The organism is Rhodococcus sp. MS16 (assembly GCF_013277795.1).
GTDB classification, from domain to species: Bacteria; Actinomycetota; Actinomycetes; order Mycobacteriales; family Mycobacteriaceae; genus Rhodococcus_F; species Rhodococcus_F globerula.
Genome location: NZ_VBTM01000004.1, coordinates 707,825 through 733,889, shown reverse-complemented (window position 1 = coordinate 733,889; position 26,065 = coordinate 707,825). Strand labels below are relative to the sequence as shown.

Here is a 26,065-nt window from a genome sequence, read left to right as displayed (position 1 = left end):
TAGTCACTTCTCCCCCGGCTGATCAGCCGATAATGCGTGATCGAAAATGGCAGGTAGTGCCGCCACAAACGCCTCGGCCTGCTCGTCGGTGAGGATCAGCGGCGGTGCCAACCGGATGACTCCGGGATTCGCTGCATTCACAAGATACCCGGCTTCACGTGCTGCATTTTCCACTGCGGGCGCAACGTCCTGCGTCAGCACCACACCGAGCAGAAGTCCGGAACCGCGGACGTAGTCGACCAGCGGATGGCCCAGTTCTTCGATGCCTGCGGTGATGGACTTGCCCAGGCTGTCTGCGCGCGAGATCAGGTCTTCGTCCGCAACGGTCTTCAGCACGGCAAGTGCCGCCGCAGCGCACACCGGGTTGCCACCGAACGTCGTCCCGTGTTTTCCGGGACCGAACAGCTCTGCCGCAGCGCCGGTCGCAATGCAGGCGCCGATCGGCATTCCGCCGCCGAGCCCCTTCGCGAGAGTGATGACGTCCGGAACGATGCCGACAGCCTGATGAGCGTAGAACCAGCCGGTCCGGCCGATACCGGTCTGCACCTCGTCCAATACCAGCAGAGCGCCCCGCTCCGCCGTGATCCGGCGAGCTTCGACCAGGTATCCCTCTGGCGGCACGACAACGCCGCTTTCACCCATGATCGGTTCGAGGAACACTGCTGCGGTATCGGAATCGACAGCCCGGTCGAGAGCCTCGATATCGCCGTAGGGAACGAATTCGACGCCGGCAGGCATCGGTTCGAACGGCGCCCGCTTGGCCGGCTGACCGGTCAGTGCCAAGGCACCCATCGTCCGGCCATGGAAGGAGTTCTCGGCGGAGACGATCTTCTTGCGTCCCGTGGCGCGGGCGAGCTTGAAGGCGGCTTCGTTGGCCTCGGTACCCGAGTTGCAGAAAAACGCCCGACCGGACACATTGCCCAAATGTCCGAGCAACTGCTCTGCCAATTCGATGACAGGCTCGCTCGCATAGAGGTTGGAGACGTGCCCGAGGGTCGACAGCTGATCCGTCACAGCCTCGATGATTGCGGGATGCGCATGACCGAGAATGTTGACGGCAATGCCGGCGAGGAAATCGACGTACTGCTTACCGTCGGCATCGGTGAGAACGGCGCCTTCGCCGCGTACGAGAGCTACCCGAGGTACACCGTAGTTGTTCATCAGCGAAGCGGACCACCGCTGCTGCAATTCGATCGTGCTCATGAGTTGACTCCCTGCTCGGTGATGTCGGCTCCGGGCACAACCATCGTGCCGATGCCCTCACCTGTGAAAAGTTCGAGTAGAACGGAATGCGCAAGCCGTCCGTCGATCACGTGCGCCGACGGAACTCCGCCTCGCACAGCGCGCAGGCAGGCCTCCATCTTCGGCACCATGCCCGCGTCGAGACTCGGCAGAAGCTGTGCCAATGCGTCGGTGTCGATTTCGCTCGCGAGCGAGGAACGGTCCGGCCAATCCGTGTACAGCCCTTCGACATCGGTCAGAACGACCAGCTTCTCCGCACCGATCGCTTCGGCCAAGGCCGCTGCAGCCGTATCCGCATTGATGTTGTGAACAACGCCGTCCACGTCGGGAGCGATTGTCGACACCACCGGAATACGTCCTGCCGCAATGAGATCAAGCACCGCGTCGGGGTTGACCGTGGTGACGTCGCCAACCAGGCCGATATCGGTCTGCTCGCCTTCCACTGCAACGGTTCGACGCGTCGCTGTGAACAGGTGGGCGTCTTCGCCGGAAATTCCGACAGCGTACGGTCCGTGCGCGTTGATCAGTCCGACGAGCTCACGGCCCACCTGACCGAAGAGCACCATCCGGACGACGTCCATGACTTCCGGTGTCGTGACCCGGAATCCACCACGAAACTCGCCCTTCATGCCCAGGCGGGCCAGCATGGCATTGATTTGCGGTCCACCGCCGTGAACCACAACGGGGTGAATGCCGACGGTACGCAGAAACGCCATGTCCGCGGCAAACGCGGTCTTGAGCTCGTCGTCGACCATCGCATTGCCGCCGTATTTGACGACAACGATCTTGTCGCGGAAGCGCTGTAGCCACGGCAACGCTCCGGCCAGGACGTGTGCCTTCTGATGTTCGCTGATCGAACTCAACAGATCGGTCATGACGAGTACGCCGAGTTCTCTTCGACGTACGCGTGCGACAGGTCCGTCGTGCGAATCGTCACGGACTCGTCGCCGATCCCGAGGTTGATATCGAGTTCGATGTCGATGCCACTGAGATCGACATCGCGCGCGCCCGGCGCACCGACGCCGTCAATGCAGACGGGACTTCCGTTGAAGGACACGCTGATTCGATCGGGATCGAGTTCGATGGGCGCGATACCGACGGCAGCAAGGACGCGTCCCCAGTTGGGATCGGAACCGAACAGCGCGGTCTTGACCAGGCTGTCACGCGCGATGGTCCGAGCACCGATCAGCGCGTCGGACTCGGAGGCCGCACCGCGAACCGTCACCTTCACACGCTTGGTGACACCCTCGGCGTCGGCCATCATCTGATCGGCGAGGTCGTCGCATACTGCCAACACTGCAGCGTTCAATTCGTCCTGGCTGGGGGCAACACCACTGGCACCGGACGCGAGCAACAGCACGGTGTCGTTGGTCGACGTGGCACCGTCGACATCGAGGCGATCGAAACTCAGGTGGGTTGCGGCGCGCAACGCGGTGTCGAGCTGCTCAGCGGTCGCAACGGCATCGGTCGTGACGACACACAGCATCGTCGCCAATGCGGGCGCGAGCATGCCTGCACCCTTTGCCATGCCGCCGACATTCCACTTGTTTGCGTGGTGCAGCGACGCCTGCTTCGGTACGGTATCGGTGGTCATGATCGCGTACGCCGCGTCGGTGCCACCGGAAATACCGCCGGCAAGTTCGTGCACTACCTCGGTGACACCGGGAAGCAGCTTGTCCATGGGCAACCGGTCACCGATAAGTCCGGTGGAACACACGGCAACCTCGATCGCGCCCGTCTCTGTGCCCCAGTTGCTCAGCGCCGACGCCACTTCCTCGGCGGTCTTGTGCGCATCCTGAAATCCACCGGTACCGGTGCACGCGTTGGCGCCGCCGGAGTTGAGCACAACTGCGCGCAGTTTGCCTGTCGTCAAGACCTGCTGCGACCACAGCACCGGCGCAGCCTTCACCTTGTTGAGGGTGAAGACGCCCGCAGCCGCAAGATCAGGTCCTTCGTTCAGCACCAGCGCGAGGTCCGACTTGCCACTCTTCTTGATACCGGCGGCAATTCCGGCGCCGCGGAATCCGGCAGGTGCCGTCACACCCTGAGTGCGCAGCAGGCGGCCCCCGGCGACGTGCTTGACGTCGGATTCGGTTGCGTCGTCGATCTGCTGCGGATTGTCGGTGCTCACGGAGCTACTCCCACGGTAGAGAGACCTGCGGTCTCGGGTAGACCAAGGGCAAGGTTCATCGATTGCACTGCGCCACCGGCCGTGCCCTTGGTGAGATTGTCGATTGCTGAAATCACAACGAGCTGACCGGCGTCGCTGTCAACGGCGATACCGATCTGTACTGCGTTGGACCCGATCACTGCGCCGGTCTGCGGGAAGACCCCGGCAGGCAGCACATGGATGAACGGCTCGTCCTTGTAGGCGTTTTCGTATACTTCCCGCGCCTGCGCTTCGCTGGCCGTGGTGGCGGCAGTGCAGGTTGCGAGGATGCCGCGAGGCATGGGAGCAAGGACGGGAGTGAACGACACGCTGATGTCCTGTCCGCCTGCGGCTTTCAGATTCTGGATGATCTCGGGAGTGTGGCGATGTACGCCGCCGACACCGTATGCACGGGCCGAACCCATCACCTCGGAGCCGAGCAAATCAGCCTTGGGAGCCCGGCCGGCACCTGAAGTGCCGCTCACAGCAACAACATTGACGTGCGAGCCGACAATTCCGGCCGCAACTGCGGGTGCCAAGGCAAGGCTTGCGGCCGTCGGGTAGCAACCCGGTACGGCGATACGCGTTGCGCCCATCAACTTCTCACGGTTGCCGGGCAATTCGGGAAGACCGTACGGCCACGTTCCGGCATGGGGGCTCTTGTAGAACTTTTCCCACAAAGCGCCGTCCTGAAGCCGGAAGTCCGCGCCGCAGTCGATGATGACCGTCGACTCGGGCAGCGCCTTGGCGTACTGCGCGGAGTTTCCGTGCGGAAGGCCCAGGAACACCACGTCATGCCCGGCCAGGATGTCAACCGTGGTCTCTTCCAGAACCCGAGCCGACAGCGGAAGAAGGTGGGGGTGATGCTCGCCGAGCGTCGAACCCGCGTTTCCACCGGCAGTCAGCGAACCGATCACCAGGCTGCCGTCGGCGTACGAGGGGTGTCCGAGAAGCAGACGCAGAACCTCACCACCGGCATACCCACTGGCACCGGCGACGGCGACTCTGATCGGCTTGCGTATCTCCTCAGTCATACACATCATTATGCATCATCGTGCAAGGGAATGCATAATTACTTATCCCGGTTGTTATTTACCCATCGAGCGCCGAATCTCCTCCAGTTTGGCCTTCGCAGCCTTCTGACGCTCGTCCCACTGCTCGTCGACGGTCTTGCCCGCCGGACTTTCGTGCGCCAACTCCGCCGAACCGATCGACGTACCGAATCGTCCTTCGATCTTCTCCCGCACACGATCGAAGGTGGGAACTCCCGCTTCGGTGTAATCAGGCTGGGTGTAATCAGGCTCGGAGATTATTACGCCGCTCACGGCCACCACCGGGACATCGATGATCTCGTCAACTTCCACCACGGTGTCGGGAAGTTCCACCACCTCGGCGTCAGCGGCCGTTGAATCGGCTACTGCTCGACTCTGGTCGATACTCGCAGCAGCCGCATCGACGACGGAGAGGAGGACCGACAAACTGGGGCGACGTTCCGCGACCGCACGAATAACGGCCAGGAAATCCTTGTCGTCGAGTGCGTGTGCAGCTTCGACCACATCGTGCACAGAACCATCGTGTACAGAACCACCGTGCTCGGTCATCGTCAGTCCCTTCTCGAAAACGCCGACGGACAACCTCGATCCTTCCATGGCGGCCGCCAGGAGCGTCAGCGTGACGCGAGATACGCGGTAAACGCATCCTGGCTCGAATACGCGGGAACGTAACCGAACTGCTCCTTGAGTCGCCGATTGTCGAGAACCGGCCGGTACTGGAGAAAACCGACCCGTTCCGGACCGTGCTCCGTCACACCGAGACGGCGTCCGACGCGCAGAACGCCGCGCAACAACCACGCCGGCAGTGTCAGAGTTCCCTTTCCCATCTGTGCTGCCAGATCGTCGACCGTCAACGCTCCGTCACCGGCAACGTTGAAAATGCCGACCTGATCGCCCGTCACCGCTTCGGCAAAGGCACCCGCCACATCGGTGTGCCAGACAAATACGAATGGGCTGTCACTACCGGCGACCTTGAGAAGCCGAGGGCGATCGAACAGTGCGGTGATCTGGTTGTTCACCGTCTCCCCGAGGATCGTGCCGATACGGAAGATCACCTGCTCGAGTTCCGGGTGCACAGTCCGGTATTCGGCCAGCATTTCCTCGACGAGTCGCTTGTGGCGGCTGTAGGTGAATGCGTCGTTGCCCCTGACCGCGACATCCTCGGTGATCCACGGAGGATTATCGGGGTGATAGCCGTAGGCCGCACCGGACGACGACACAACCACTCGTCGCACGCCGAATTCGACGCAGGCAGCAAGCACATTCCGCGTCCCGTCGACGTCGACGCGATACTCCTGTTCCGCGGTGGTGTGCTTGCCCGGATTGACGATGGACGCAAGGTGAACCACGACGTCCGGCCGGTGCTCGGCAAACACTTCGGCCAACTCCGTAGCCTTGCGGACGTCCGCGTGCACTCGGCGCACGTGGTCTGCGGCCACCTCGGGCACAGATAGATCCGCGCTGACGACTGTGACGCCTTGCGCCGTCAACGCCTCGACGACTGCAGTACCGAGGAAACCGTTTCCACCTGTAATCAGTGCAGTGGTCACGCTGCTACCTCCGTTCGGATTCGCCGTTTCGACCACAAAGTTGCGAGCGCCAATCCTGCGATGATGTCCCAGATCCCCCACCAGCCGGCAACAATTGCCATGCCGCCGAGGCCGTCGAAGAAGGTGAACACCAACCCAAGCCCGAGCCCTGCGTTACGGATACCGACTTCGAACGAGACTGCGCGACGGCTGTATTCGTTCAACCCGGTCGCGACACCGCACACGTATCCCAGGCCGAGCGCAACAGCGTCATGCAGGAACACCGCGATCAGCACCACACCGATGTAGTCGACGAAGTACGACGCGTTGCCCGCCACTCCTGCCACGATGAAAATCAGCAGTGCAATCAGTGCGCCGTTCTTCACCCAGGGTTGGGCCTTCGCGGCCAGTTCCGGAAACTTCCGGGCAGCCCAGATTCCGATGACAAATGGCACCCCGATGATCAGCGCGATCTGCACGACCATCTCGAGGGCGTTCAGGTTCACCGACGCCAGCAGCGCGTCGGTCTCCGGGCGTCTGCTCCCCCAGAAGGCAAAGTTGAGCGGCATCAGGAAGATCGCGAGCACGTTCGACACAGCCGTCATCGACACCGACAGTGCGACGTCGCCGCCGGCGCGGTGGGTCAGGACGTTCGAGATGTTGCCTGGTGGGCAGCACGCCACCAATATCATGCCGAGCGCAACCGACGGAGCCGGCGAAAGAACCAGTGTCAGAACAAATGTCACGGCGGGTAGCAATACGAATTGCGCCGCGATGCCCACCGCCATCGCCTTGGGTTTGGTCAACGCACGACGGAAGTCGTCGACCGACGTGTCGAGTGCGATCCCGAGCATGATCGCGGCCAGAACCACGTTGAGAATCATCAAGGACCCAGGATTGAAGTTGAGAACCACCTCGTCGATCGGCATCACTGCCCGCCTTCCGTCAATGCTGTGTCGAGCAGACCGATATGACGCTTGATCGCCGCGCGGTAGGCATCCTTGTTCACGTAGTAGGCCATCCGGCCCAACGTCAGATATCGATATCCCCCGGACAAGTCGGGCGGCGGACCAGCTGCGGCCGCGTCGAATTCTCGGGCTGCCGCGGGAGCGTCGGTTCGCGCTTTGATCAGTTTCGCGACCATTTCGGCCTGCTCGAAGCGGCCCTGCCACCCGAGGCCCGATGCTTCGACCATCCCGAGAACAAACAGATTCTCGTGACGTCGGCTTGCGACGTTGAGAAACAGATCCGGTGCTGCCCCTGCCCAATCCAGATGCTTGCGGGCAATGAACGGGTAGTCGAGGTGGTAACCGGTCGCACACATCACAAGGTCGTAATCCGACACCGATCCATCGACAAAATGGACACTGTCCCCGTCGAACCCGTCAATGTCAGCGCGAACCTGCACGTCGCCGTGCCCCACGTGATGCAAGATCAGCGAGTTCACCACCGGATGAGACTCGTAGATCTTGTAGTCGGGCGCCGGAAACCCGAAGTGCACCGGATCGCCGGTGAACTGTTTGAGTACAAGCGTGTCGAGTCGTTGTTTGATCCACGGCGGCAACGGCTTTCCCTGGTTCAGCGTGTCCGACGGACGCCCGAACAGGTACTTCGGTACAAAGTAGTATCCGCGCCGGACACTCAGATCCACGGAATCTGCGTAGTGAACCGCGTCGACGGCGATATCGCACCCACTGTTTCCCGCCCCGATGATCAGTACCCTCTTGCCGCGGAAAATCTCTGCGCTCCGATATTCGCTCGTATGCAGGAGTTCTCCGCTGAACTGCCCGCGAAACGTGGGCATATTCGGCTTGGACAACGTTCCGTTGGCGATGATCACGCCCCGATACTTCGCGGACGTGATCTCCCCGTCTCGCCCGCGGGAAGTCACCTGCCACAGCGAGTCCGTCGGCGTGACCTCGACGACGGTGGTTCCGAAGCTGAAGTGTTTTCGGAGGTCGTGGACATCGGCATAGTCGCGGAAATACTCCGCGAGTTCCACATGGCTGGGATAGTCGGCCACCGAATCCGCCATCGGAAATTCCGTGAACGCAGTAGTGCTCTTCGACGAGATGAGGTGGGCCGATTCGTACACGGTGCTGTGCGGGTTGTCGATGTCCCAGAGACCACCGACATCATCGTGGCTCTCGAAACCGTCGAACTCGATACCGGCCCGATCAAGGTTACGAGCCCCGGCCAAACCCGACGGTCCCGCACCGATCACCGCGTACTTGTTCTCTGTGCTCATCCGTTGTTTCCGTCCACCCGGCCTGCTCGACGCAGATTCTTCCTGTCGCTCGAGAGTGGCAGATAGTCCGAAATTAACGCCGATATGCCGGATAATGACGGAATGAGTGCTGATTATGCCGACAAAGGTCTGTATATCGATGAAATCGACTTGAGGATAATCAATGCGCTGCAACTCGCCCCGCGCTCCACATGGCTCTCACTGGCCGGGCCACTCGAACTGGATGCTGCGACAATCGCCCGACGGTGGAACCGGCTCTCCGACTCCGCGTTGGCCTGGGTAACAGTTACCCCTGGACCTCGCGTCCTCGACGCCATCGTGACAGCTGCTGTCGAAATCGACTGCGCACCGGCACAACTCGACGCCGTAGCCGACCACCTGACGACGTTGGCCCACGCGGTGACCATCGAAATCTCTACGGGCAGAGCCGATCTCCTGGTCACTGCCGGAACACCGGATCTGGCATCGATGTCGCAATTCATCTCCCAGCAGATCGCCACGATCGACGGCGTGCAAGGCTTGCGAACGTCGATCATCACGCGCTGGTTCACCGAGGGCGGCCGGTGGCGACTCAATGCGCTTGCGCCATCCGAGCGCGGCATCCTTGCTGCCGGCGAATCGCGTGGGCGACGGTCACCTTCGCGAGTAGCCGCCGTGTCGGAACAAGACCGCACACTTCTGACCACGCTCGCTCACGACGGGCGGACACCGATGCGGGAACTTGCCGATTCGATCGGAATCAGCCCCGCCGCCTGCAAACGGCAAATCGACCGGTTGACCTCATCGGGTTTGGTGGCATTGCGGTGCGAATTCGCCCGGCCCGTCGCGGGACTACCGATACTCGCAACCCTGTGGTGCCGTGTCGACGCCGAGCATCTGGACATGGTTGGTCGGCTCCTGAGCCGAGCACCCGAGGTGCGGAATTGTTTTGCCGTCGTGGGTAGCGAGAATCTGGTGGTGCAATTGTGGCTGCATTCGCCCGCAGAACTCGATGCCTTCGAGATCCGAATACGCAGGGAGTGCCCCGAATTGCATATCGGGGAACGCTCGATCGTCCTCTACCTCCGCAAACTGCTCGGTCACGTACTCGACCAGCAGGGTCGCCGGACGGGCACCATCGCGCCGGATGTCTGGCTTCCCCGAGAAGCCTGAACATTCTCGAATCCGACTGAACGAGAAAGGGACCCGAGGCGCTGTGGCCTCGGGTCCCTTGACAACTCGTGCTGCTAGCCGCGCATCTGCGCGCCTACAGCCTTGGACGCTGCCTCTACTGCTGCGTCACGCGCGGCACTGGCCTCGTCCTCGGTCAGGGTGCGATCCACGCCGCGGAAGCGAAGTGCAAACGCTAGCGACTTGCGGCCCTCACCAACTTGCTCGCCCTCGAACACGTCGAACAGACGAATGTCTTCGAGAAGCTCGCCGCCGCCGACGCGTAGAGCTTCCTGAACCTCGGCGGCCGGAACGTTGCGGTCGACAACGACGGCCACGTCCTGCAGAACAGCCGGGAACGGCGACACACGCGGAGCGGGCAGGTTCTCGACCAACGGCAGCGCGTCCAGATCGATTTCCAGTGCACAGGTGCGAGCGGGCAGTCCAGCACGCTCGAGAACAGCCGGATGCAATTCGCCGGCATGCCCGACAACGTTGCCGTCGACAAGAACCTCGGCGCAACGACCCGGATGCCACGGCAGATACTGCGCCGCACGCAGTTCAACCTCGACGCCGGCTGCCGCTGCGATGACGCGCACTGCAGCAAACGCGTCCGATGCCTCTGCCGCACGGCCGGGGCCCCACGGGCCGTTGAGCTCACGCAAACCACTGAGCACAGCGGCGACGTGTACCGGCTGCTCGGGCAGTGACGCAATCAGGTTTGCGATCTGATCGTCCGTCGGGCGACGGTCGACCGGCAATGCATCGACAGGCTTGGTGTCAGGCCCCGGAAGCACAACCTGGGCAATGCCGTACAGCGCAAGATCCCGCTGGCCACGAGAAGTGTTGCGAGCCAATACCTCCAACAAGCCGGGCAGGAGCGTCGTAGCAAGTTCGGGGCGATCCGCCTCGAGCGGGTTGAGCACCCTGCTGGTATTGCGACGCGGATCGTCGCTGTCCAGTCCCCAGACATCGAAGATGTTGGTGGGCAGGAACACCGGCGGCAGAACCTCGACGAATCCGGCATGTGCAATCGCCTTGGACACCGTGCGCTTGCGACGCTGCTTCGGCGTCAATCCACGTCCGGCAGGTGCAGCCGGGAGAACCGACGGAATCTGCTCGAGTCCTTCGAGACGCAAGACCTCTTCGACCAGATCAGCAGGCTGAACCAGGTCCGGTCGCCACGACGGCGGGGTTGCGACCAACTGGCCGTGCCCTTCGTCGCTGACTCCGACCTCGACAGTGCAACCGACCTGGGTGAGACGACGCGCAGCCGTGCCGTTGGGGTAGCTGACGCCGGCAACGCGATCGGGAAGGTCGATGTCCATCCGAATCGCTTCACGCGGCGCAACCGCACCGACATCGGTGAGGACGGGTTCGATACGGCCACCGGCGATCTCGACGAGCAGTGCTGCTGCGCGGTCGACTGCGGCAACCGGGATCGCCGGGTCCACAACGCGCTCGAAACGCTTGCTGGCCTCGCTGGACAGCTTGTGCCGACGCGCAGTCTTGAAGACTGCAAGCGGATCCCAGGTAGCTGCCTCGAGCAAGATGTCCGTGGTTTCGGACCCGACCTCGGTAGTCGCGCCGCCCATGACTGCAGCCAACGAGATGACGCCGGAATCGTCGACGATCACCACATCCTCGGGATCGAGGGTGCGCTCGACCTCGTCGAGTGTGGTGAGCTTCTCGCCGGCTTTCGCGCGGCGAATCACCAGGTCGCCCTTCACTGCGTTTGCATCGAATGCGTGCAGCGGCTGACCCAGTTCGAGCATCACGTAGTTGGTGACGTCCACAGCGGGAGAGATCGGGCGAACACCCGAGAGCAGCAAGCGTCGCTGCATCCACCACGGGCTGACCGCCTTGGGGTCGATGCCGGTGACCTTGCGCATCACGAAGCGCGTCGCCTTGGACTCCGGTTCGAGCTGTACCGGCCACGCCTGCCCCTCAGCGGGGTGGGCGGGAACCGAAGCAGGATCGGCAAATTCGAGATCGAAGCCGCACGCGAGTTCACGGGTAAGGCCGCGTACCGAGAAGCAGTAGCCACGGTCAGGGGTGATGTTCAGTTCGATGATCGTGTCACCGAGCCCGAGCAACTCGTTGCCGTCTGCGCCGGGCTCAGCAGTGCCGGGTTCGAGCACGAGGATGCCCGAGTGATCCTTGCCGATTCCGAGTTCCGCGACAGAGCAGATCATTCCGTCGGAGATCTTGCCGTACGTCTCACGAGACGCGATGGCAAAGCCGCCGGGTAGGACAGCGCCGGGCAACGCAACAACGACGAGGTCCCCCTCGGCAAAATTGCGGGCACCACAGACGATGCCGCGCGGCTCTGCTTCGCCGACCTCGACCTGGCAGAAACGGATCGGCTTCTTGAACTCGGTGAGTTCGGTGATCTCGAGGACCTTGCCGACCACCAGGGGGCCGTCGATTGCCTCGAGTGTGTCGAGTTCCTCGACTTCGAGTCCTACCCGGACGAACCCAGCGTCCAACTCTTCGGGAGTGACTTCCCACTCCGGAGTTGCCCGCTGCAGGATCTCGGTCAGCCAGGATTGCGCTACTCGCACGTCAGCTCAGCTCTCTCGTTTTCTCGATAAGTCTGTTGGTCGAAAAGGTCCGGATACCGGACGGTCAGCCGGCAACGCCGAATGGCAGCGTGAAACGCACGTCGCCTTCGACGATGTCACGCATGTCCGGGATGCCGTTGCGGAACTGCAGAGTCCGCTCGAGGCCCATACCGAACGCAAATCCCGAGTACTCGTCCGGATCAATTCCACTGGCACGCAGCACGTTCGGGTTGACCATGCCGCAGCCGCCCCATTCGACCCACCCTGCGCCACCCTTCTTGTTCGCGAACCACACGTCGACCTCAGCCGACGGTTCCGTGAACGGGAAGTAGTTGGGGCGCATACGCGTCCGAGTCTCGGGACCGAACAATGCACGTGCGAATGCGTCCAGAGTTCCGCGAAGATTGGCCATCGTCAGACCCTTGTCGACAGCAAGACCCTCGACCTGCGAGAACACCGGCGTGTGCGTCGCATCGAGTTCGTCGGTACGGAAGGTGCGACCGGGGCAGACGACGTAGATCGGAACCTCACGCGTGAGCATCGTGCGCACCTGCACCGGCGAGGTGTGCGTACGCAGCACCTGACGCGAGTTCTCCGGCGCCAGATGGAACGTGTCCTGCATGGTCCGCGCGGGATGATCCGGCAGGAAGTTCAGAGCGTCGAAGTTGAAGTGCTCGGTCTCGACCTCCGGTCCCTCGGCGACCTCCCAGCCCATCGCGACAAACACGTCGGCGACCTGCTCGGAGATCAAGCTGATGGGATGACGGGCACCCACTGGATAACGATCGGATGGCAGCGTGACGTCGATTGCCTCGGCGACCAGCACCGCGGCGTCTCGTTCGGCAAGGAGAACCTCGCGACGCGCGTCGTACGCAGAGCTGATGCGCGTACGGAAGATGTTGACACGCTTGCCCGCTTCGGCCTTTTCCTTACCGGGAAGGCTGCCGAGACCACGGCGAGCGAGGGCGATCGGGGACTTGTCCCCCATGTGCTCAACCTTGACCTGAGCCAGTGCATCCAGGTCCGCTGCCTCCGCGAGCGCCTTCTCTGCGTTCTCCGCGGCCGCGGTCAGCGCCTCTTCGGTGAGCGCACTCGCATCGACGTCCGGCGGGGTCGCGCCCTCATTTTTGGCCACGGCTGTGACACTCCTGTCGCTTCTCGGTTTGCTTCTCTACTGCGGTCGAGCATTGTGTCGAGCATTGTTACGCTCTTGCATTCTCTCAGGCTTCCGCAAATGGAATTCCGAGAGGTCACTTCCGTCTTGTTCGTCAGCCCTGATCGGTGTCGCGATTTTGCACCCGCGCACTCGCATAGAGGCAGATAGCGGCTGCAGTCGCCAGATTAAGGCTCTCGGCGCGCCCGTGGATCGGAATACGGACACGGTAATCAGCACGGGCCGCTATGGCCGGATCAAGACCGTGCGCTTCGTTTCCGAACAGCCAGGCCGTCGGCTTGCTCAACAACTCGTCCGCGTTGTCGAGGTCGATCTCTCCGTCGGCAGCAGTCGCCAGGATCTGAATACCGGCGGCGCGGATCTGTTCGATCACCGAATCGGTATCGCGTTCACGAACAACCGGTAGGTGGAACAGGCTGCCCGCCGACGATCGAACCACTTTGCCGTTGTGCGGGTCCACGCTGTCTCCGGCCAGGATCGCGGCATCAGCGCCAACTGCGTCGGCAATCCGAATTACCGTGCCCGCGTTGCCCGGTTCGTTGACCTCGACCGGAACGGCAAGGAGCTTGGTATCCGGGCGGATCGCGTCCGACAGAGGAACATCGAGGAGATCACACACGGCAACCAGGCCGGGCGGAGTCACGGTGTCGCTCAGTGCCTTAGCTGCGCGGTCGGTGACGAGAGCAGCGCGAACTCCGGAGCTCAACGCCAGATCGATGACGTGTTGATACCGATCGGCAGCGGCCTCTGCGTAGAAGAGATCACGGACCACGGTGGCGGTTGAGCCGTTGGCCTTCAAGACTTCTGTGACGGAGTTTTCGCCCTCGACCAGGAATCGTCCTGCTTTACGTCGTTCTGCTGTGCGCAGGAGCTTGACAGCAGAAACGACCCGCGGAGTCCGCTCGGTGAGCGGATCCACGGGCCGTTGCTGTGATGCGTCGATCAGGCTGCTTCTCCGGCAGGCGCATTCACGTCAGCCGGCAGAGCGGCCTTCGCGAGTGCAACGAGGCCGGCAAAGGCCTCTGCATCGGAGACGGCGAGCTCGGCGAGGATCTTGCGGTCGACGTCGACCTCAGCCAGGCGCAGGCCCTGGATCAGGCGGTTGTACGTGATGTCGTTGGCCCGAGCTGCAGCGTTGATACGCGTGATCCACAGCTTCCGGAACTCACCCTTGCGTGCACGACGGTCGCGGTATGCGTAAACCATCGAGTGGAGCTGCTGCTCCTTGGCCTTGGTGTACAGACGCGAACGCTGTCCACGGTAGCCGCTGGATGCAGCAAGAATTGAACGACGCTTCTTCTGGGCGTTGACCGCCCTCTTTACGCGTGCCACGTGAAAATCCTGTCAATCTAGGGGCTGAGATTCGGCCCCGGGTGGTCAGTAAGGGGGACGACTCAGATGCCGAGCATGCGCTTGATGCGCGGTGCGTCATCAGGGCTGACGACAGCGACACCGTCGAGACGACGGGTGACCTTGCTGGCCTTGTGCTCGAGAAGGTGGCGACGGCCGGCCTTCTGGCGCAGGAGCTTGCCGGAACCGGAAACCTTGAATCGCTTCGAGGCGCCGCTGTGGGTCTTCATCTTGGGCATGGAGTCCTCAGTTCTTTGTTACGTGATGGTGCTTGGGGAATCGACTAGCTGGTCGGAGCTTCGGGAGCCGCTTCTTCGGCTGCCGGGGCTGCCGGGGCTGCCGGGGCTGCCGGAGCTTCGGGAGCCGGCTTCGGAGCCGCCTGAGCGACGGGCGCCTGAGCGCTTTCCTGAGCCTTGACGCGGGTCTTGGCACCCTTGTGCGGCGCCAGAACCATCGTCATGTTGCGACCGTCCTGCTTAGCCGAGGTCTCGACGAAACCGAGGTCTGCGACGTCTGCTCCCAGACGCTGCAGAAGGCGGTAGCCGAGTTCGGGGCGTGACTGCTCACGACCGCGGAACATGATCGTGACCTTGACCTTGGAACCAGCTTCGAGGAAGCGAACAACGTTGCGCTTCTTGGTCTCGTAGTCGTGGGCGTCGATCTTGGGGCGAAGCTTCTGCTCCTTGATGACCGTAAGAGTCTGGTTCTTGCGAGACTCACGGGCTTTCTGTGCAGCTTCGTACTTGAACTTGCCGTAGTCCATGATCTTGCAGACCGGCGGACGGGCATCAGGAGCTACCTCGACAAGGTCGAGGTCGGCTTCCAGAGCCAAGCGGAGTGCATCTTCAACACGCACGATGCCTACCTGTTCACCGCCAGGTCCGACCAAACGGACCTCGGGAACGCGGATTCGATCGTTGATGCGGGTCTCAGTGCTGATGGGGCCTCCTAGGTTGAACGGTGCGGTCTTGTGACCGCACGCAGCTAGTTCTACCCAAACCCCAACAAAAAACCCCGCGGTGATATTTCTCCGCGGGGCCCGATGTCGACCGATCAGATCAAACCCAGCTCACGCCAGGAACAATCTCCTCGACTAAACGAGGAACCTGATGAAGAATAGATTCTTCGTCAGGTGACCGGAACCACTGAACTGCAGTTTCACCTGCCGCGCAGAGGTGGGAGTCGGGCTCCACTTGCTGCCCCCGAACATGTCGGAGGCGGTCGTTGGGACAAGAGTATCAGGCCGGCGGCGATGAATCTAATCGTGCCTGCACAAGACAAGGGCAGATTGAACTGCTCCGGACCGTGATGGAATCCTTGCAGACATGAGTGAGAACTTCGAAGCAGATCAGAACACCGACGCGAACCCTGATGTCCGCGAACTCTCCGAGGTTCCCGCAGTCGAGGTCATCAGCCGCGCCGCCGTGATGCTGATGAGCTCCGCAGCAGAGAAGCTCGGACTGTCCGACGCCGACCCGTCGGCCAGCCCCTACCTGGACCTGGACGAAGCGCGCCGGGTCATCACCGCGCTCGCCGGACTGGTCACCGCATCCGTCGAATACCTCGGCCCCCACGCGGGTCCCATTCGCGAAGGCCTGCAGGCCCTCCAGCGTGCGTTCCGCGAAGCGTCGTCGCACCCCGACGAGCCGGGCAAGGGCCCAGGCGAGAAGTTCACCGGACCGGTCTACTGAGTCACGAACGGCGACCACGCACATGGCAACCGCGAACAAAACGCAGCCGACTCCAGACGACGTCGGTGCCTTTGTCGATCGAATTGCCGACCCTGTCAAACGCGCCGACAGTGCGGAACTGATTTCCGTACTGTCGGCTGCGACCGGCGAACCGCCGGTGATGTGGGGAACCAGCATCATCGGATTCGGTGCCCGCCACTATCGCTATGCAAGCGGACACGAAGGTGACACCGCACTGATCGGGTTCTCACCTCGAGCGACCGCACTGACCCTCTATTTGTCACTGAACTTCGACGAGCACGCCGCGACGCTCGGCCGCCTGGGCAAGCACAAGATCGGCAAAGGCTGCCTCTATGTCAAACGGCTCAGTGACATCGATCGCTCAGTCTTGGAAGAACTTGTCACGGAATCCGTTGCGGCGGCCCTGAACATGAATTCCTGAGCCGTCAACTCGCGTCAGCTGCCGAGCGAGCCGTCGGCGGCGGCTCTCCGAACAGCGCAGTCTCTCGAGGATCAAAAAGCTCCTTGGTCAGCGTCGCTTTCTGGATCCGATCGAGACGGAACCACCGAACCGCGTCCCTCGTTCGGCACCAACCGATCACGAACCACCGATCTCGGGCGTGAGCCAGCAAATGTGGCTCGACCGCACGCGTCGATTCGGCACCGTCTCCGTCGATGTACCGCAACGACACAACACACTTACGTTCCAAAGCCTGCTCGATCGCGCGCCGGTTCACTCCTGATTCGTCATCAGATTCTTCGTCATGCCGAACCCAGACGCGCCCGCTGAGTTCCTCAACTCTGGCCCGACTGTCGGCGTCCATGACGTCGAGTAGTTTGGCCAGGGCTGCCCGTCCGTCGTCCGCGAACGGAGCGTCTCCGACAGCAGTCAAGGCCAAGGCGATCGACACTGCCTGCGGGACAGTGAAATTCACCGGAGGTAGCGTCGCGCGCCCAATCAGACGGTAACCGCCGCCAGGTCCGCAGCGACCTTCGATCGCGGATCCCGACTCCGTCAATGTCTCGATGTCACGCTTGACTGTGCGCGGCGTGACACCGAATTGCGCCGCCAACTGCGCCGCATTTGACCCGCGATCGCCACGACGACGCAACTCCTCGAGGAGTGCGTGCAATCTGGCCGCTCGATTCACGTTTCCGATTGTCCCAAATTTCGATACCAAACGGTGACAAAATCGGTGACACGCAGTTGTCACCGATAGCCCGCCACTATGGGCTCATGAAAACTCACATCGTTCTGGTTCCCGGATTCTGGCTCGGCGCATGGGCGTGGGACGCGGTACTCCCCCACCTTCAACGCCCTGACACCCACGTAACCGCACTAACACTTCCGGGACTCGAGTCGGTGGACTCGCCCCGGAACACCGTGACTCTCGATTCCCACGTCAGCGCAATCGTCGACGCCGTCTCGAGGTCGGACGAACGCACGATCCTGGTCGTGCACAGCGGCGCCGGAGCGTCCGGGTACGCCGCGACCGATCGCGTACCCGACCAGATTGCGCGCATCGTCTACGTCGACAGCGGTCCGATGCCGGATGGCACCGCTCTTCGACCCGATCTCGCCGAGGATGCGATCGAGGTTCCACTACCGCCTTGGGCCGAACTGGAAGCAGACGGGAGCAGCATCGAGGGACTCGACGACGACGCCTTGACGGCGTTTCGTGACCGCGCTGTCCCCGAACCTGCGGGCGCAGCTCGAGATCAGATCGTCCTGACCGATCCGAGACGCTATTCGGTTCCCACCACTGTGGTGTGCAGCAGCTATCCCTCCGACGTCATCAAACAGATGGCTGATGGTGGATTTCCCATTGCCGTCGAACTCGCGAAGTTGCCGGTGACGTACGTCGATCTTCCGACCGGACACTGGCCGATGTGGTCACGCCCGAAGGAGTTGGCCGAAACCATTCTCGACGCAGCAGACGCATAGCGTCACGACGCAGCAGACGCATAGCGTCACGACGCAGCAGTGATGCCGGGACGACAAACCGTCCCGGCATCACTGCGATCGCGCCTATCTCACCCTGTCAGGCCACCGATGCGGACTTCTTCCGCGGCGCAGCCTTCTTGGGGGCCGTAGCCTTCGCGGCGCGCTTCTTCGCCACAGTCTTCTTCTTCACGGGAGCCTGTTGCGCACTGAGTACCTCGCTGAGGAACTTGCCGGTGTAGCTCTCGGGCACTGCGGCAATTTCTTCCGGAGTTCCTTCTGCCACAACGGTTCCGCCGCCGGATCCACCTTCGGGACCCATGTCGACAACCCAGTCCGATGTCTTGATGACATCGAGGTTGTGCTCGATCACGATGACACTGTTGCCCTTGTCGACCAATCCGTTGATGACGATCAGCAACTTGCGAATGTCCTCGAAATGCAGGCCGGTTGTCGGCTCGTCGAGGATGTAGACGGTACGTCCGGTGGAACGTTTCTGAAGCTCGGCGGCAAGCTTGACGCGCTGCGCCTCGCCGCCGGACAGCGTCGGTGCCGGCTGTCCCAGTCGCACGTAACCGAGACCGACGTCCACCAGAGTCTTCAGGTACCGGTGAATCGAGGTGACCGGCTGGAAGAACTCCGCTGCCTCCTCGATGGGCATGTCCAGTACCTCGGCGATGGACTTGCCCTTGTAGTGAACCTCGAGTGTCTCGCGGTTGTACCGAGCCCCGTGGCAAACCTCGCAGGGTACGTACACGTCGGGCAGGAAGTTCATCTCGATCTTGAGTGTGCCGTCACCCGAGCATGCCTCGCAGCGACCGCCCTTGACGTTGAACGAGAAACGCCCCGGCTGATAGCCGCGCACTTTGGCTTCGGTTGTGGCAGCGAACAGCGTACGAATCTTGTCGAACACACCGGTGTAGGTAGCCGCGTTGGACCGCGGGGTACGGCCGATCGGCGACTGATCAACCTGAACCAACTTGTCGAGTTGGTCGAGTCCGTTGATTCGGGTGTGGCGGCCAGGCACCTGACGCGCGCCGTTGAGCTTGTTGGCCATGACGGTGGCCAGGATGTCGTTCACCAATGTCGACTTGCCCGAACCGGAAACACCGGTAACCGCGGTGAGAACACCCAATGGGAAGCTCACATCGATGCCGTCGAGGTTGTGCTCACGCGCACCGACAACGGTGACCTGACGCTTACGATCGACCGGGCGACGGATCTCCGGGACCTCGATGAACTTTCGCCCGGACAGATAAGCGCCGGTAATCGACTCGTCGCAGGTGAGCAGCTCTTCGTAGGGTCCGCTATGGACTACCTGGCCGCCGTGCTCTCCGGCATACGGACCGATGTCGACCACCCAGTCGGAGGTACGAATCGTGTCTTCGTCGTGCTCGACCACAATCAGGGTATTGCCGAGATCGCGAAGCCTGGTCAGTGTTTCGATCAGGCGACGGTTGTCTCGCTGGTGCAAACCGATGGACGGCTCGTCCAGCACGTAGAGCACACCGACAAGACCCGAACCGATCTGCGTTGCCAGCCGGATTCGCTGGGCCTCGCCGCCGGACAGGGTGCCAGCGGCACGCGACAGCGAGAGATACTCGAGGCCGACGTCGAGGAGGAATCCGAGGCGGGCCTGAACTTCCTTGAGCACCTGTCCCGCGATGGCTTCTTCGCGTGAACCGAGCGTGAGACTGTTCAGGAAATCTGCGCAGTCGGAGATCGAGAGTTCACACACCTCCGCGATGGACTTGCTGCCGAAATCTCCGGCGGCAATGGTCACCGACAGGATTTCCGGACGCAGTCGCGCACCGCCACACGCGGGACACGGGGTGTCGCGCATGTAGCCGTCGTAGCGTTCCTTCATCTGATCGGATTCGGTCTGCTCGAGCCTGCGATGCAGGAAGGGCATGACGCCCTCGAACTCCGCGTAGTAAGAACGGGTACGGCCGTACCGGTTCTTGTACCGGACGTGGACCTGTTCCTCACTGCCCTCGAGAATTGCCTTGCGCGCCTTGGCTGGAAGCTTGTTCCACGGCGTCTTCATGTCGAAGCCGAGGATGTCGCCGAGGCCGGACAACAAGCGCCCGAAGTACTCGGAACTCTGCCCCATCGACCACGGCGCGATTGCTCCGTCCTCGAGGCTCAATTCCGCGTCGGGTACAACAAGTTCGGGGTCTACCTCTTTGCGAATACCCAGACCCGTGCACTCCGGGCAGGCTCCGTACGGCGAGTTGAACGAGAACGAACGCGGCTCGAGATCGTCGATCGCGAGTGGATGGGCGTTGGGGCACGCCAACTTCTCGGAGAATCGTCGCTCCCGATCGGGCGCGTTTTCTTCACGGTCGACAAAGTCGAGAACAACAATGCCTTCGGCAAGCCGGAGAGCGGTCTCCACCGAATCCGTCAGTCGCTGCTTGGAGCTTGCCTTCACCTGAAGACGATCGACGACAACTTCGATGTCGTGCTTTTCCTGCTTCTTCAGCTTCGGCGGATCGGTCAACGGGTAGACGACACCATCAACCCGCACACGTGAGTAACCCTGCGTATTGAGCTGCTCGAAAAGATCGACGAACTCGCCCTTGCGGGTGCGCACAACCGGAGCGAGGACCTGAAACTTGATGCCCTCCTCCATGTCGAGGACCTGATCGACAATCTGTTGAGGGGTCTGGCGTGCGATTTTCTCCCCACACACCGGGCAGTGAGCGGAACCTGCGCGGGCATAGAGAAGACGAAGATAGTCGTAGACCTCGGTAATGGTTCCGACGGTTGACCGGGGGTTCCGGTTGGTCGACTTCTGATCGATCGACACCGCAGGCGATAAGCCTTCGATGAAATCGACATCTGGTTTGTCCATCTGGCCCAGGAACTGACGCGCGTACGCCGAGAGTGACTCGACATACCGGCGCTGTCCTTCGGCGAAGATCGTGTCGAACGCAAGGCTGGATTTACCCGAACCCGACAAACCCGTGAAGACGATCATGCTGTCTCGCGGGAGATCCAGGTCGACTCCTCGCAGATTGTGCTCTCGCGCACCCCGCACGATCAGGCGATCCGACACACCAATTCCCTTCATCGTCATTCATCTAGGGCTGTCCACCAGCGACATCACCGACATCTCGAGCACTCAAACGCAGCGAGTCCTCGAACGACGCCATGGTAGGCCGAGCCACCGACATGTTTTGGCTGCAAGCATGAACCCAGCGTTCTACCAGCCCCTATTCGAAGGTAGCCTGCGAATCATGACGAATCAGCCCATCGTGATCGACAACTCCTATACCGGTCAGCTCTCCCCCGATTCTGCGCCTCAACGACGCACTATCGACAGTGCAACCATCACGAAGATGTCAGTCGGCCCCATGGACAACAACACCTACCTCGTGGTCTGTTCCGCAACCGGGAAATCAATCCTGATCGACGCGGCCAACGAAGCCGAGAAAATCGTTGCGCTGATCGAGCAGGAAGCTCCGGTGTTCGACTCCATCGTCACAACACACCAGCATGGCGACCACTGGCTGGCTCTGAAAGACGTCCACGCTGCTACCAACGTGCCAACCGCTGCGCATCCGCTCGATGCCGATGCACTTCCCGTGACCCCGGACATTCTGCTCGAGGACGGCGACAGCGTCACGGTCGGAAACCTGACCTTGGATGTCATCCACCTGTCCGGCCACACCCCCGGCTCCATCGCACTCGTGCTCACCGAACCGTCGGGCCAGGTTCACATTTTCACCGGCGACTCGCTCTTCCCAGGCGGAGTGGGTAAGACCGCTGATCCCGAGAAATTCACCTCACTGCTCAGTGATGTCGAGACCAAGCTCTTCGGACGCTACGACGACTCCGCCATCGTCTACCCCGGCCACGGCAAGGACACGACACTCGGCGCCGAGCGTCCGCACTTGCAGGAGTGGCGCGAACGCGGTTGGTGACCCTTGCACCGCACATCCCCAGTGCTGCCCCGCCACGCGCGTTGGGGATGACCGCCCGTCGACGGACGTGGTCAGTCCGGGAAGTCGCTCAGCAGCCGACTCAGACCGAATGGACTTCGACTCCAAGTTGTCGACAATCGGACCAGCTCCGCGGCCAAGCAGCTTACTGGGCCGCAACACCTACCCAGGGTCCGTCACTCACGGCCGCGATAGCTGGAACGGGGAGCTAGGACAGCTCCTCGACTTCTCTAGCTGAGCGGTATCATCATCGCGAACCGTCACTTCCAAGGAGCCCACATGACCGCACCGCTCCACAGTCGGCAACTGCGGTCCGTGTCGAGCGCGAAGCGCACTGAACGGAAGTCGGTGCGCCGCCACCACGGAGCATCCGAGGTCAAAATCTTCGGATCGGTAGCCAGCGCCGTTGCTGGGGAAGAGCTTTCGGAGTTACTCGCCACACATGTCGGGGTCGTGGCGCGAGAAGTATCCAAGGAAGCAGTGTCGGAAACTGCCCACGCCGATTTGGTCGACGTGTGAGCAGAATTCTGGCGCCGGGCGAAACCTGCTGGCGCATCGAGCCGGCAGATAATCTTGCCTGCATTGTCGATGCCGCTGACTACTTTCATCATGCGAAGTCCGCGATGCTGCAAGCTGAGAAACGAATCATGTTGATCGGCTGGGACTTCGACACGCGCATCAAACTCGAGCCGCGAGAGAAGACGCTCGACGGCCCTAATCGGCTGGGCATGTTCCTACGCTGGCTTGTCCGCGAGAAACCCGACCTCGAAATCCTCGTCCTGAAATGGAACATAGGGGCCTTCACCGCAATCGGACGCGGCATGACTCCCGTCTTCGTGTCGAACTGGTTGACCAACGAGCGTCTTCGGTTCGAAATCGACGGCGCCCACCCCGTGGGCGCCGCACACCATCAGAAAATCATCGTGATCGACGATGCTCTGGCGTTCTGCGGCGGCATCGACATGACGGTGGACCGCTGGGACACCTCGGATCACGTCGACCGCAACGACTACCGAATCACACCGAGCGGAAGGCGTTACGGCCCTTGGCATGACGCGACCACAGCGGTAGACGGCAGTGCAGCTGCGGCCATCGGTGAATTGGCGCGGGCACGCTGGAAATCCGCAACCGGCGAGGACCTGAGACCGGTCAAGAGCACGGCAACACCGTGGCCCGTCAATCTGGCACCCACATTGCGGGTGGTCGACGTAGCTATCGCCAGAACTCTGCCGGAACTCGACGAACGCACTGAGGTACGCGAGATCGAGGCGCTTTATCTCGCGGCCATCGCCGGTGCCGAACACACGCTGTACATCGAAAGCCAGTACCTCGCCTCACGCACTCTGGCCGAGGCGATCGCCGCACGCCTGCGCGAGGCCGACGGACCGGAGATCGTTCTGGTCATTCCGCGCAATGCCGACGGGTGGTTGGAACAAAAGGCGATGGATGGGGCACGCCACGACCTGTTGCATCTGTTGTGGACCGCTGACGTCCATGACCGGTTCGGTGCGTTCTATCCCGTGACCTCCTCTGGTGCACCAATTTACGTGCACGCAAAGATCCTGGTGATGGATGATCGACTCCTGCGAATCGGGTCGTCGAACCTCAACAACCGTTCGATGGGCTTCGACACCGAATGTGACATCGCCGTCGAATCCTACGACGATTCAGATGTCGAGTTGCGGGCCTCGATCGTCGGACTGCGGCGCCGACTGCTCAGCGAGCACCTCGACGTCACCGAGAATGAGATCGACGACGAGTTGCGGGAGCACTCACTGTTGACGACGGTTCGCGCACTTGCGTCCTCCGACGCCCGCAGTCTGCGTGAATTCGACCGAAACACAGTCGACAGCGAAGACCACGTGCTCGCTGAAAATGCACTGATGGATCCGGAACGTACGCCACCGAGGCTGAGCGACCGAATCGACGGGATACGCCGTCTCCTCGACAGACGCTGAGACTCGAACCGCTCCACGACCTGTCGATCGGAGAAGTAACAATGGAAGTCGTCACGACATATTCGACATCCCTGACGTTGGAGGTCGCCATGCAGTCGTCGCGTGCGGAACACACGGCAACGGCGCGGGGCCGAGGGGTTCGCCGCACTGGACACGCTGGCAGCGCGAACCCGATCTCATCTCAAGCTGCTCGCAGTAGTACGACTCGATTGATCGTTCCAATCGATGATCAAATCGGCCGCGGCGCTTTTCATCTATCCCGGCGCAGATCGATGCGCAGGTCGTGGGGGCGAACATTCCGCCTTGCAACGGCACCATCCCCGTTTCGTGACTAAACCTACCGATCCCCCCTTTTTCGACGAAATCCGGAAGCGTTAGTTATCAATCAGCCAGTTCGTTCCGGAACTGAAAATATTTTGTCGATCTTCCAAACTTTCACTTTGAACTCACCGCCGATCCGAAGACATTCGATATTCAGTGATAGAAAGGAGGATTTTCCTCGGGATCATGAATTACCGCGTCGAGCCGAGAATCCGCGATGATAAGTTCGATCGCTTCTGCGGGGCCGGCGATCATTGCGAACTCACCGAACTGTCAGGCCAGGTTCACGTTCACCAGCGACTCGCTCTTCCCAGGCGGAGTGGAGAAGACCGCTGATCCTGAGAAATTCACCTCACTGCTCAGCGATGTCGAGACAAAGCTCTTCGGACGCTACGACGACTCCGCCATCGTCTAGCCCGGCCATGGCAAGGACACGACACTCGGCGCCGAGCGTCCGCACTTGCAGGAGTGGCGCGAACGCGGTTGGTGACTTGGAGATGGGGGCGCCCGCTCCGGTATCGAATACCGGAGCGGGCGTCGTCGAAGATTCGATTTCGAAGAAACTGTGACTAGCTCGACACTCCGAATCGCTTCTCGATCCAGGCTGCTGTCAGATCGGCAAGCTCGTCACGGGCACCGGAGGTGAGGAAGTAGTGATCCGCCTCCAACGCGTGAAACTCCTTGTCCTGCGCGCCAATCAACCCGTGGATCGCGTCAGCATCACTGGGGAACACACCCGTATCCTGCAAACCGTTGACCACAAGTGCGGGAACGGTGATGTTGGGCAGATGCGCGACCGCCCGCGTCTGCGAGTCCTCGAGACTCCATAGCGAAAGCCACGTCCGCAAGGTGCAGGCCGAGGCAATTCCAAAGACCGACCGGTTGGCGCGCTCCGGCACTCCGGCGTAGCAGAGGTTCGCCTTGCGATTGGTGGGTTCGAGGGTCGGATCGACCATCCGCGGATCAGCCCAGGTCCGGAACACCGAAAACGGCCGGTCGTGGTAGCCCGCGGCGGTGAGTCGCTCGAATTCCTCCTTCACCCATCGGGTGATGCGATGGTTTCTGGCAACCTGCGCGGCCCGGTAGCGCTCGACGAACTCGACACTGTAAGCAGGCCCGTTAGCCGGATCGAACAAGTCGAGGGATGAATCGGTTGCCAGAGGATCGCTCTCATCAGTGACCGAACCGTCCATCCATGAAGTGAGAACGTCAGGCCGACCCAGGTGAGCTGCGGTAGAGATGTACGCGTCGCCGGCCGGCAGGTTTTCGACACCTGCCGCCAGGGACATTCCGGGTAACGGTGTGATACTCGGTGCCACCGCCTGAGACTGGTAAGCCGCCATGAGCGAACCACCGCCCGAGTTGCCAAGCAGGATGACGTTCTCCACACCGGCTTCCTCTCGGAGCCAACGAACGCCAACTCCGATATCACTGAGTGCGTAATCCAGGATGAATCTCGCCTCGTCGCCGCGGAACCGGGTATTCCAGCCGAGGAAGCCGATCCCCCGTTCCGCAAGATAATCCGCCATGTAATGCTCGGAAAAGTCGATTTGGTAGTGCGTCGCGATGACCGCCGTCTTCGGGCGCGTTCCGGCCCGCCGGTGGTAGAGACCCTGACACGGGTGTCCACCCGCGCCCATCCGGGGAAGGTTAAGACTCGGCAGTCCGACAAAGGTGCGTTCGATGGCCACTACGACTCCTTGTTTATAAATCTGGGTTCAGATTTAGTACCACGGCGCCGAGCCATAA

Annotated in this window: 24 protein-coding genes and 1 pseudogene; 8 read left to right on the top strand and 17 right to left on the bottom strand. The window is 61.7% G+C overall.

Translation table 11 applies throughout. The features are described 5' to 3' along the window. Positions 1-3: 3 nt before the first annotated feature. From FEZ60_RS12845 to FEZ60_RS12810, 8 genes are all read right to left on the bottom strand, one after another. Positions 4-1,203, bottom strand: a complete 1,200-nt coding sequence (locus FEZ60_RS12845) for an acetylornithine transaminase (RefSeq protein WP_172936200.1) — start codon at positions 1,201-1,203, stop codon at positions 4-6. Continuing rightward, the gene (argB, locus tag FEZ60_RS12840; protein ID WP_033230785.1) at positions 1,200-2,117 is read right to left on the bottom strand and encodes an acetylglutamate kinase; all 918 of its coding nucleotides are present in this window, start codon (positions 2,115-2,117) and stop codon (positions 1,200-1,202) included. The genes FEZ60_RS12845 and argB overlap by 4 nt, the downstream gene beginning before the upstream one ends. Continuing rightward, positions 2,114-3,349, bottom strand: coding sequence for a bifunctional glutamate N-acetyltransferase/amino-acid acetyltransferase ArgJ (gene argJ, locus FEZ60_RS12835; protein ID WP_172936243.1), 1,236 nt, complete (start codon positions 3,347-3,349; stop codon positions 2,114-2,116). Before argJ ends, argB begins: the two co-directional genes overlap by 4 nt. Before the next feature lie 20 nt (positions 3,350-3,369). After that, positions 3,370-4,425, bottom strand: a complete 1,056-nt coding sequence (gene argC / locus FEZ60_RS12830) for an N-acetyl-gamma-glutamyl-phosphate reductase (RefSeq protein ID WP_033230787.1) — start codon at positions 4,423-4,425, stop codon at positions 3,370-3,372. Between the two features lie 54 nt (positions 4,426-4,479). Then, complete coding sequence (locus tag FEZ60_RS12825; RefSeq protein WP_172936242.1) at positions 4,480-4,992, bottom strand: hypothetical protein; 513 nt, start codon at positions 4,990-4,992, stop codon at positions 4,480-4,482. Between the two features lie 65 nt (positions 4,993-5,057). Next, complete coding sequence (locus tag FEZ60_RS12820) at positions 5,058-5,993, bottom strand: NAD-dependent epimerase/dehydratase family protein (RefSeq protein ID WP_172936199.1); 936 nt, start codon at positions 5,991-5,993, stop codon at positions 5,058-5,060. Further along, the gene (locus tag FEZ60_RS12815) at positions 5,990-6,901 is read right to left on the bottom strand and encodes a bile acid:sodium symporter family protein (protein WP_033230789.1); all 912 of its coding nucleotides are present in this window, start codon (positions 6,899-6,901) and stop codon (positions 5,990-5,992) included. The genes FEZ60_RS12820 and FEZ60_RS12815 overlap by 4 nt, the downstream gene beginning before the upstream one ends. After that, complete coding sequence (locus tag FEZ60_RS12810) at positions 6,901-8,220, bottom strand: NAD(P)-binding domain-containing protein (RefSeq protein WP_045069987.1); 1,320 nt, start codon at positions 8,218-8,220, stop codon at positions 6,901-6,903. Before FEZ60_RS12810 ends, FEZ60_RS12815 begins: the two co-directional genes overlap by 1 nt. A gap of 102 nt (positions 8,221-8,322) precedes the next feature. Here FEZ60_RS12810 and FEZ60_RS12805 point away from each other — a divergent pair, with 102 nt between their 5' ends. Next, the gene (locus tag FEZ60_RS12805; RefSeq protein WP_172936198.1) at positions 8,323-9,372 is read left to right on the top strand and encodes an Lrp/AsnC family transcriptional regulator; all 1,050 of its coding nucleotides are present in this window, start codon (positions 8,323-8,325) and stop codon (positions 9,370-9,372) included. A gap of 74 nt (positions 9,373-9,446) precedes the next feature. On the opposite strand, the gene pheT is transcribed toward FEZ60_RS12805, so the two are convergent. The 6 genes from pheT to infC all read right to left on the bottom strand — a co-directional run bounded on the left by pheT (position 9,447) and on the right by infC (position 15,397). Then, on the bottom strand, positions 9,447-11,933 hold the full coding sequence (gene pheT, locus FEZ60_RS12800; protein ID WP_172936197.1) for a phenylalanine--tRNA ligase subunit beta: 2,487 nt from the start codon (positions 11,931-11,933) through the stop codon (positions 9,447-9,449). Positions 11,934-11,997: 64 nt separating this feature from the next. Continuing rightward, complete coding sequence (gene pheS, locus FEZ60_RS12795) at positions 11,998-13,068, bottom strand: phenylalanine--tRNA ligase subunit alpha (RefSeq protein ID WP_033230792.1); 1,071 nt, start codon at positions 13,066-13,068, stop codon at positions 11,998-12,000. Positions 13,069-13,201: 133 nt separating this feature from the next. After that, positions 13,202-14,026: an RNA methyltransferase gene (locus FEZ60_RS12790; RefSeq protein WP_172936196.1), complete on the bottom strand. Its 825-nt coding sequence runs from the start codon at positions 14,024-14,026 to the stop codon at positions 13,202-13,204. A 23-nt stretch (positions 14,027-14,049) separates the two neighbouring features. Next, positions 14,050-14,439 carry a 50S ribosomal protein L20 gene (rplT, locus tag FEZ60_RS12785; protein ID WP_033230794.1) on the bottom strand — a complete coding sequence of 130 codons (390 nt, stop codon included), beginning with the start codon at positions 14,437-14,439 and terminating at the stop codon, positions 14,050-14,052. Positions 14,440-14,501: 62 nt separating this feature from the next. Then, on the bottom strand, positions 14,502-14,696 hold the full coding sequence (gene rpmI, locus FEZ60_RS12780) for a 50S ribosomal protein L35 (RefSeq protein ID WP_033230795.1): 195 nt from the start codon (positions 14,694-14,696) through the stop codon (positions 14,502-14,504). A 44-nt stretch (positions 14,697-14,740) separates the two neighbouring features. After that, the gene (infC, locus tag FEZ60_RS12775; protein WP_172936241.1) at positions 14,741-15,397 is read right to left on the bottom strand and encodes a translation initiation factor IF-3; all 657 of its coding nucleotides are present in this window, start codon (positions 15,395-15,397) and stop codon (positions 14,741-14,743) included. A 385-nt stretch (positions 15,398-15,782) separates the two neighbouring features. Between infC and FEZ60_RS12770 the strand changes: the two genes are divergently transcribed. Together FEZ60_RS12770 and FEZ60_RS12765 are read left to right on the top strand one after the other, a co-directional pair. Continuing rightward, entirely contained in the window at positions 15,783-16,148 is a 366-nt protein-coding gene (locus tag FEZ60_RS12770; RefSeq protein WP_033230796.1) for a DUF1844 domain-containing protein, read from the top strand. A gap of 22 nt (positions 16,149-16,170) precedes the next feature. Then, the gene (locus FEZ60_RS12765; protein WP_045069997.1) at positions 16,171-16,590 is read left to right on the top strand and encodes a DUF1801 domain-containing protein; all 420 of its coding nucleotides are present in this window, start codon (positions 16,171-16,173) and stop codon (positions 16,588-16,590) included. A 4-nt stretch (positions 16,591-16,594) separates the two neighbouring features. Here the strand turns inward: FEZ60_RS12765 and FEZ60_RS12760 are convergent, their stop codons facing one another. Next, positions 16,595-17,299, bottom strand: a complete 705-nt coding sequence (locus tag FEZ60_RS12760) for a WYL domain-containing protein (RefSeq protein WP_172936195.1) — start codon at positions 17,297-17,299, stop codon at positions 16,595-16,597. Between the two features lie 86 nt (positions 17,300-17,385). On the opposite strand from FEZ60_RS12760, the gene FEZ60_RS12755 reads away from it, so the two are divergent. Further along, positions 17,386-18,093, top strand: a complete 708-nt coding sequence (locus FEZ60_RS12755) for an alpha/beta hydrolase (RefSeq protein ID WP_033230799.1) — start codon at positions 17,386-17,388, stop codon at positions 18,091-18,093. A 97-nt stretch (positions 18,094-18,190) separates the two neighbouring features. On the opposite strand, the gene uvrA is transcribed toward FEZ60_RS12755, so the two are convergent. Further along, positions 18,191-21,151, bottom strand: a complete 2,961-nt coding sequence (uvrA, locus tag FEZ60_RS12750) for an excinuclease ABC subunit UvrA (protein WP_033231394.1) — start codon at positions 21,149-21,151, stop codon at positions 18,191-18,193. A 181-nt stretch (positions 21,152-21,332) separates the two neighbouring features. Between uvrA and FEZ60_RS12745 the strand changes: the two genes are divergently transcribed. The 4 genes and pseudogenes from FEZ60_RS12745 to FEZ60_RS32475 form a co-directional block, all read left to right on the top strand. Next, positions 21,333-22,019, top strand: coding sequence for an MBL fold metallo-hydrolase (locus FEZ60_RS12745; protein ID WP_072782419.1), 687 nt, complete (start codon positions 21,333-21,335; stop codon positions 22,017-22,019). A gap of 297 nt (positions 22,020-22,316) precedes the next feature. Continuing rightward, positions 22,317-22,556, top strand: coding sequence for a hypothetical protein (locus FEZ60_RS12740; RefSeq protein WP_172936193.1), 240 nt, complete (start codon positions 22,317-22,319; stop codon positions 22,554-22,556). Continuing rightward, positions 22,553-23,995 carry a phospholipase D-like domain-containing protein gene (locus FEZ60_RS12735; RefSeq protein WP_172936192.1) on the top strand — a complete coding sequence of 481 codons (1,443 nt, stop codon included), beginning with the start codon at positions 22,553-22,555 and terminating at the stop codon, positions 23,993-23,995. The genes FEZ60_RS12740 and FEZ60_RS12735 overlap by 4 nt, the downstream gene beginning before the upstream one ends. 610 nt (positions 23,996-24,605) lie before the next feature. Next, a pseudogene (locus FEZ60_RS32475) lies at positions 24,606-24,806 on the top strand (MBL fold metallo-hydrolase); the annotation flags it as partial. Between the two features lie 79 nt (positions 24,807-24,885). Here the strand turns inward: FEZ60_RS32475 and FEZ60_RS12725 are convergent. Further along, entirely contained in the window at positions 24,886-26,007 is a 1,122-nt protein-coding gene (locus tag FEZ60_RS12725) for an alpha/beta hydrolase (protein ID WP_172936191.1), read from the bottom strand. Positions 26,008-26,065: the final 58 nt, after the last annotated feature.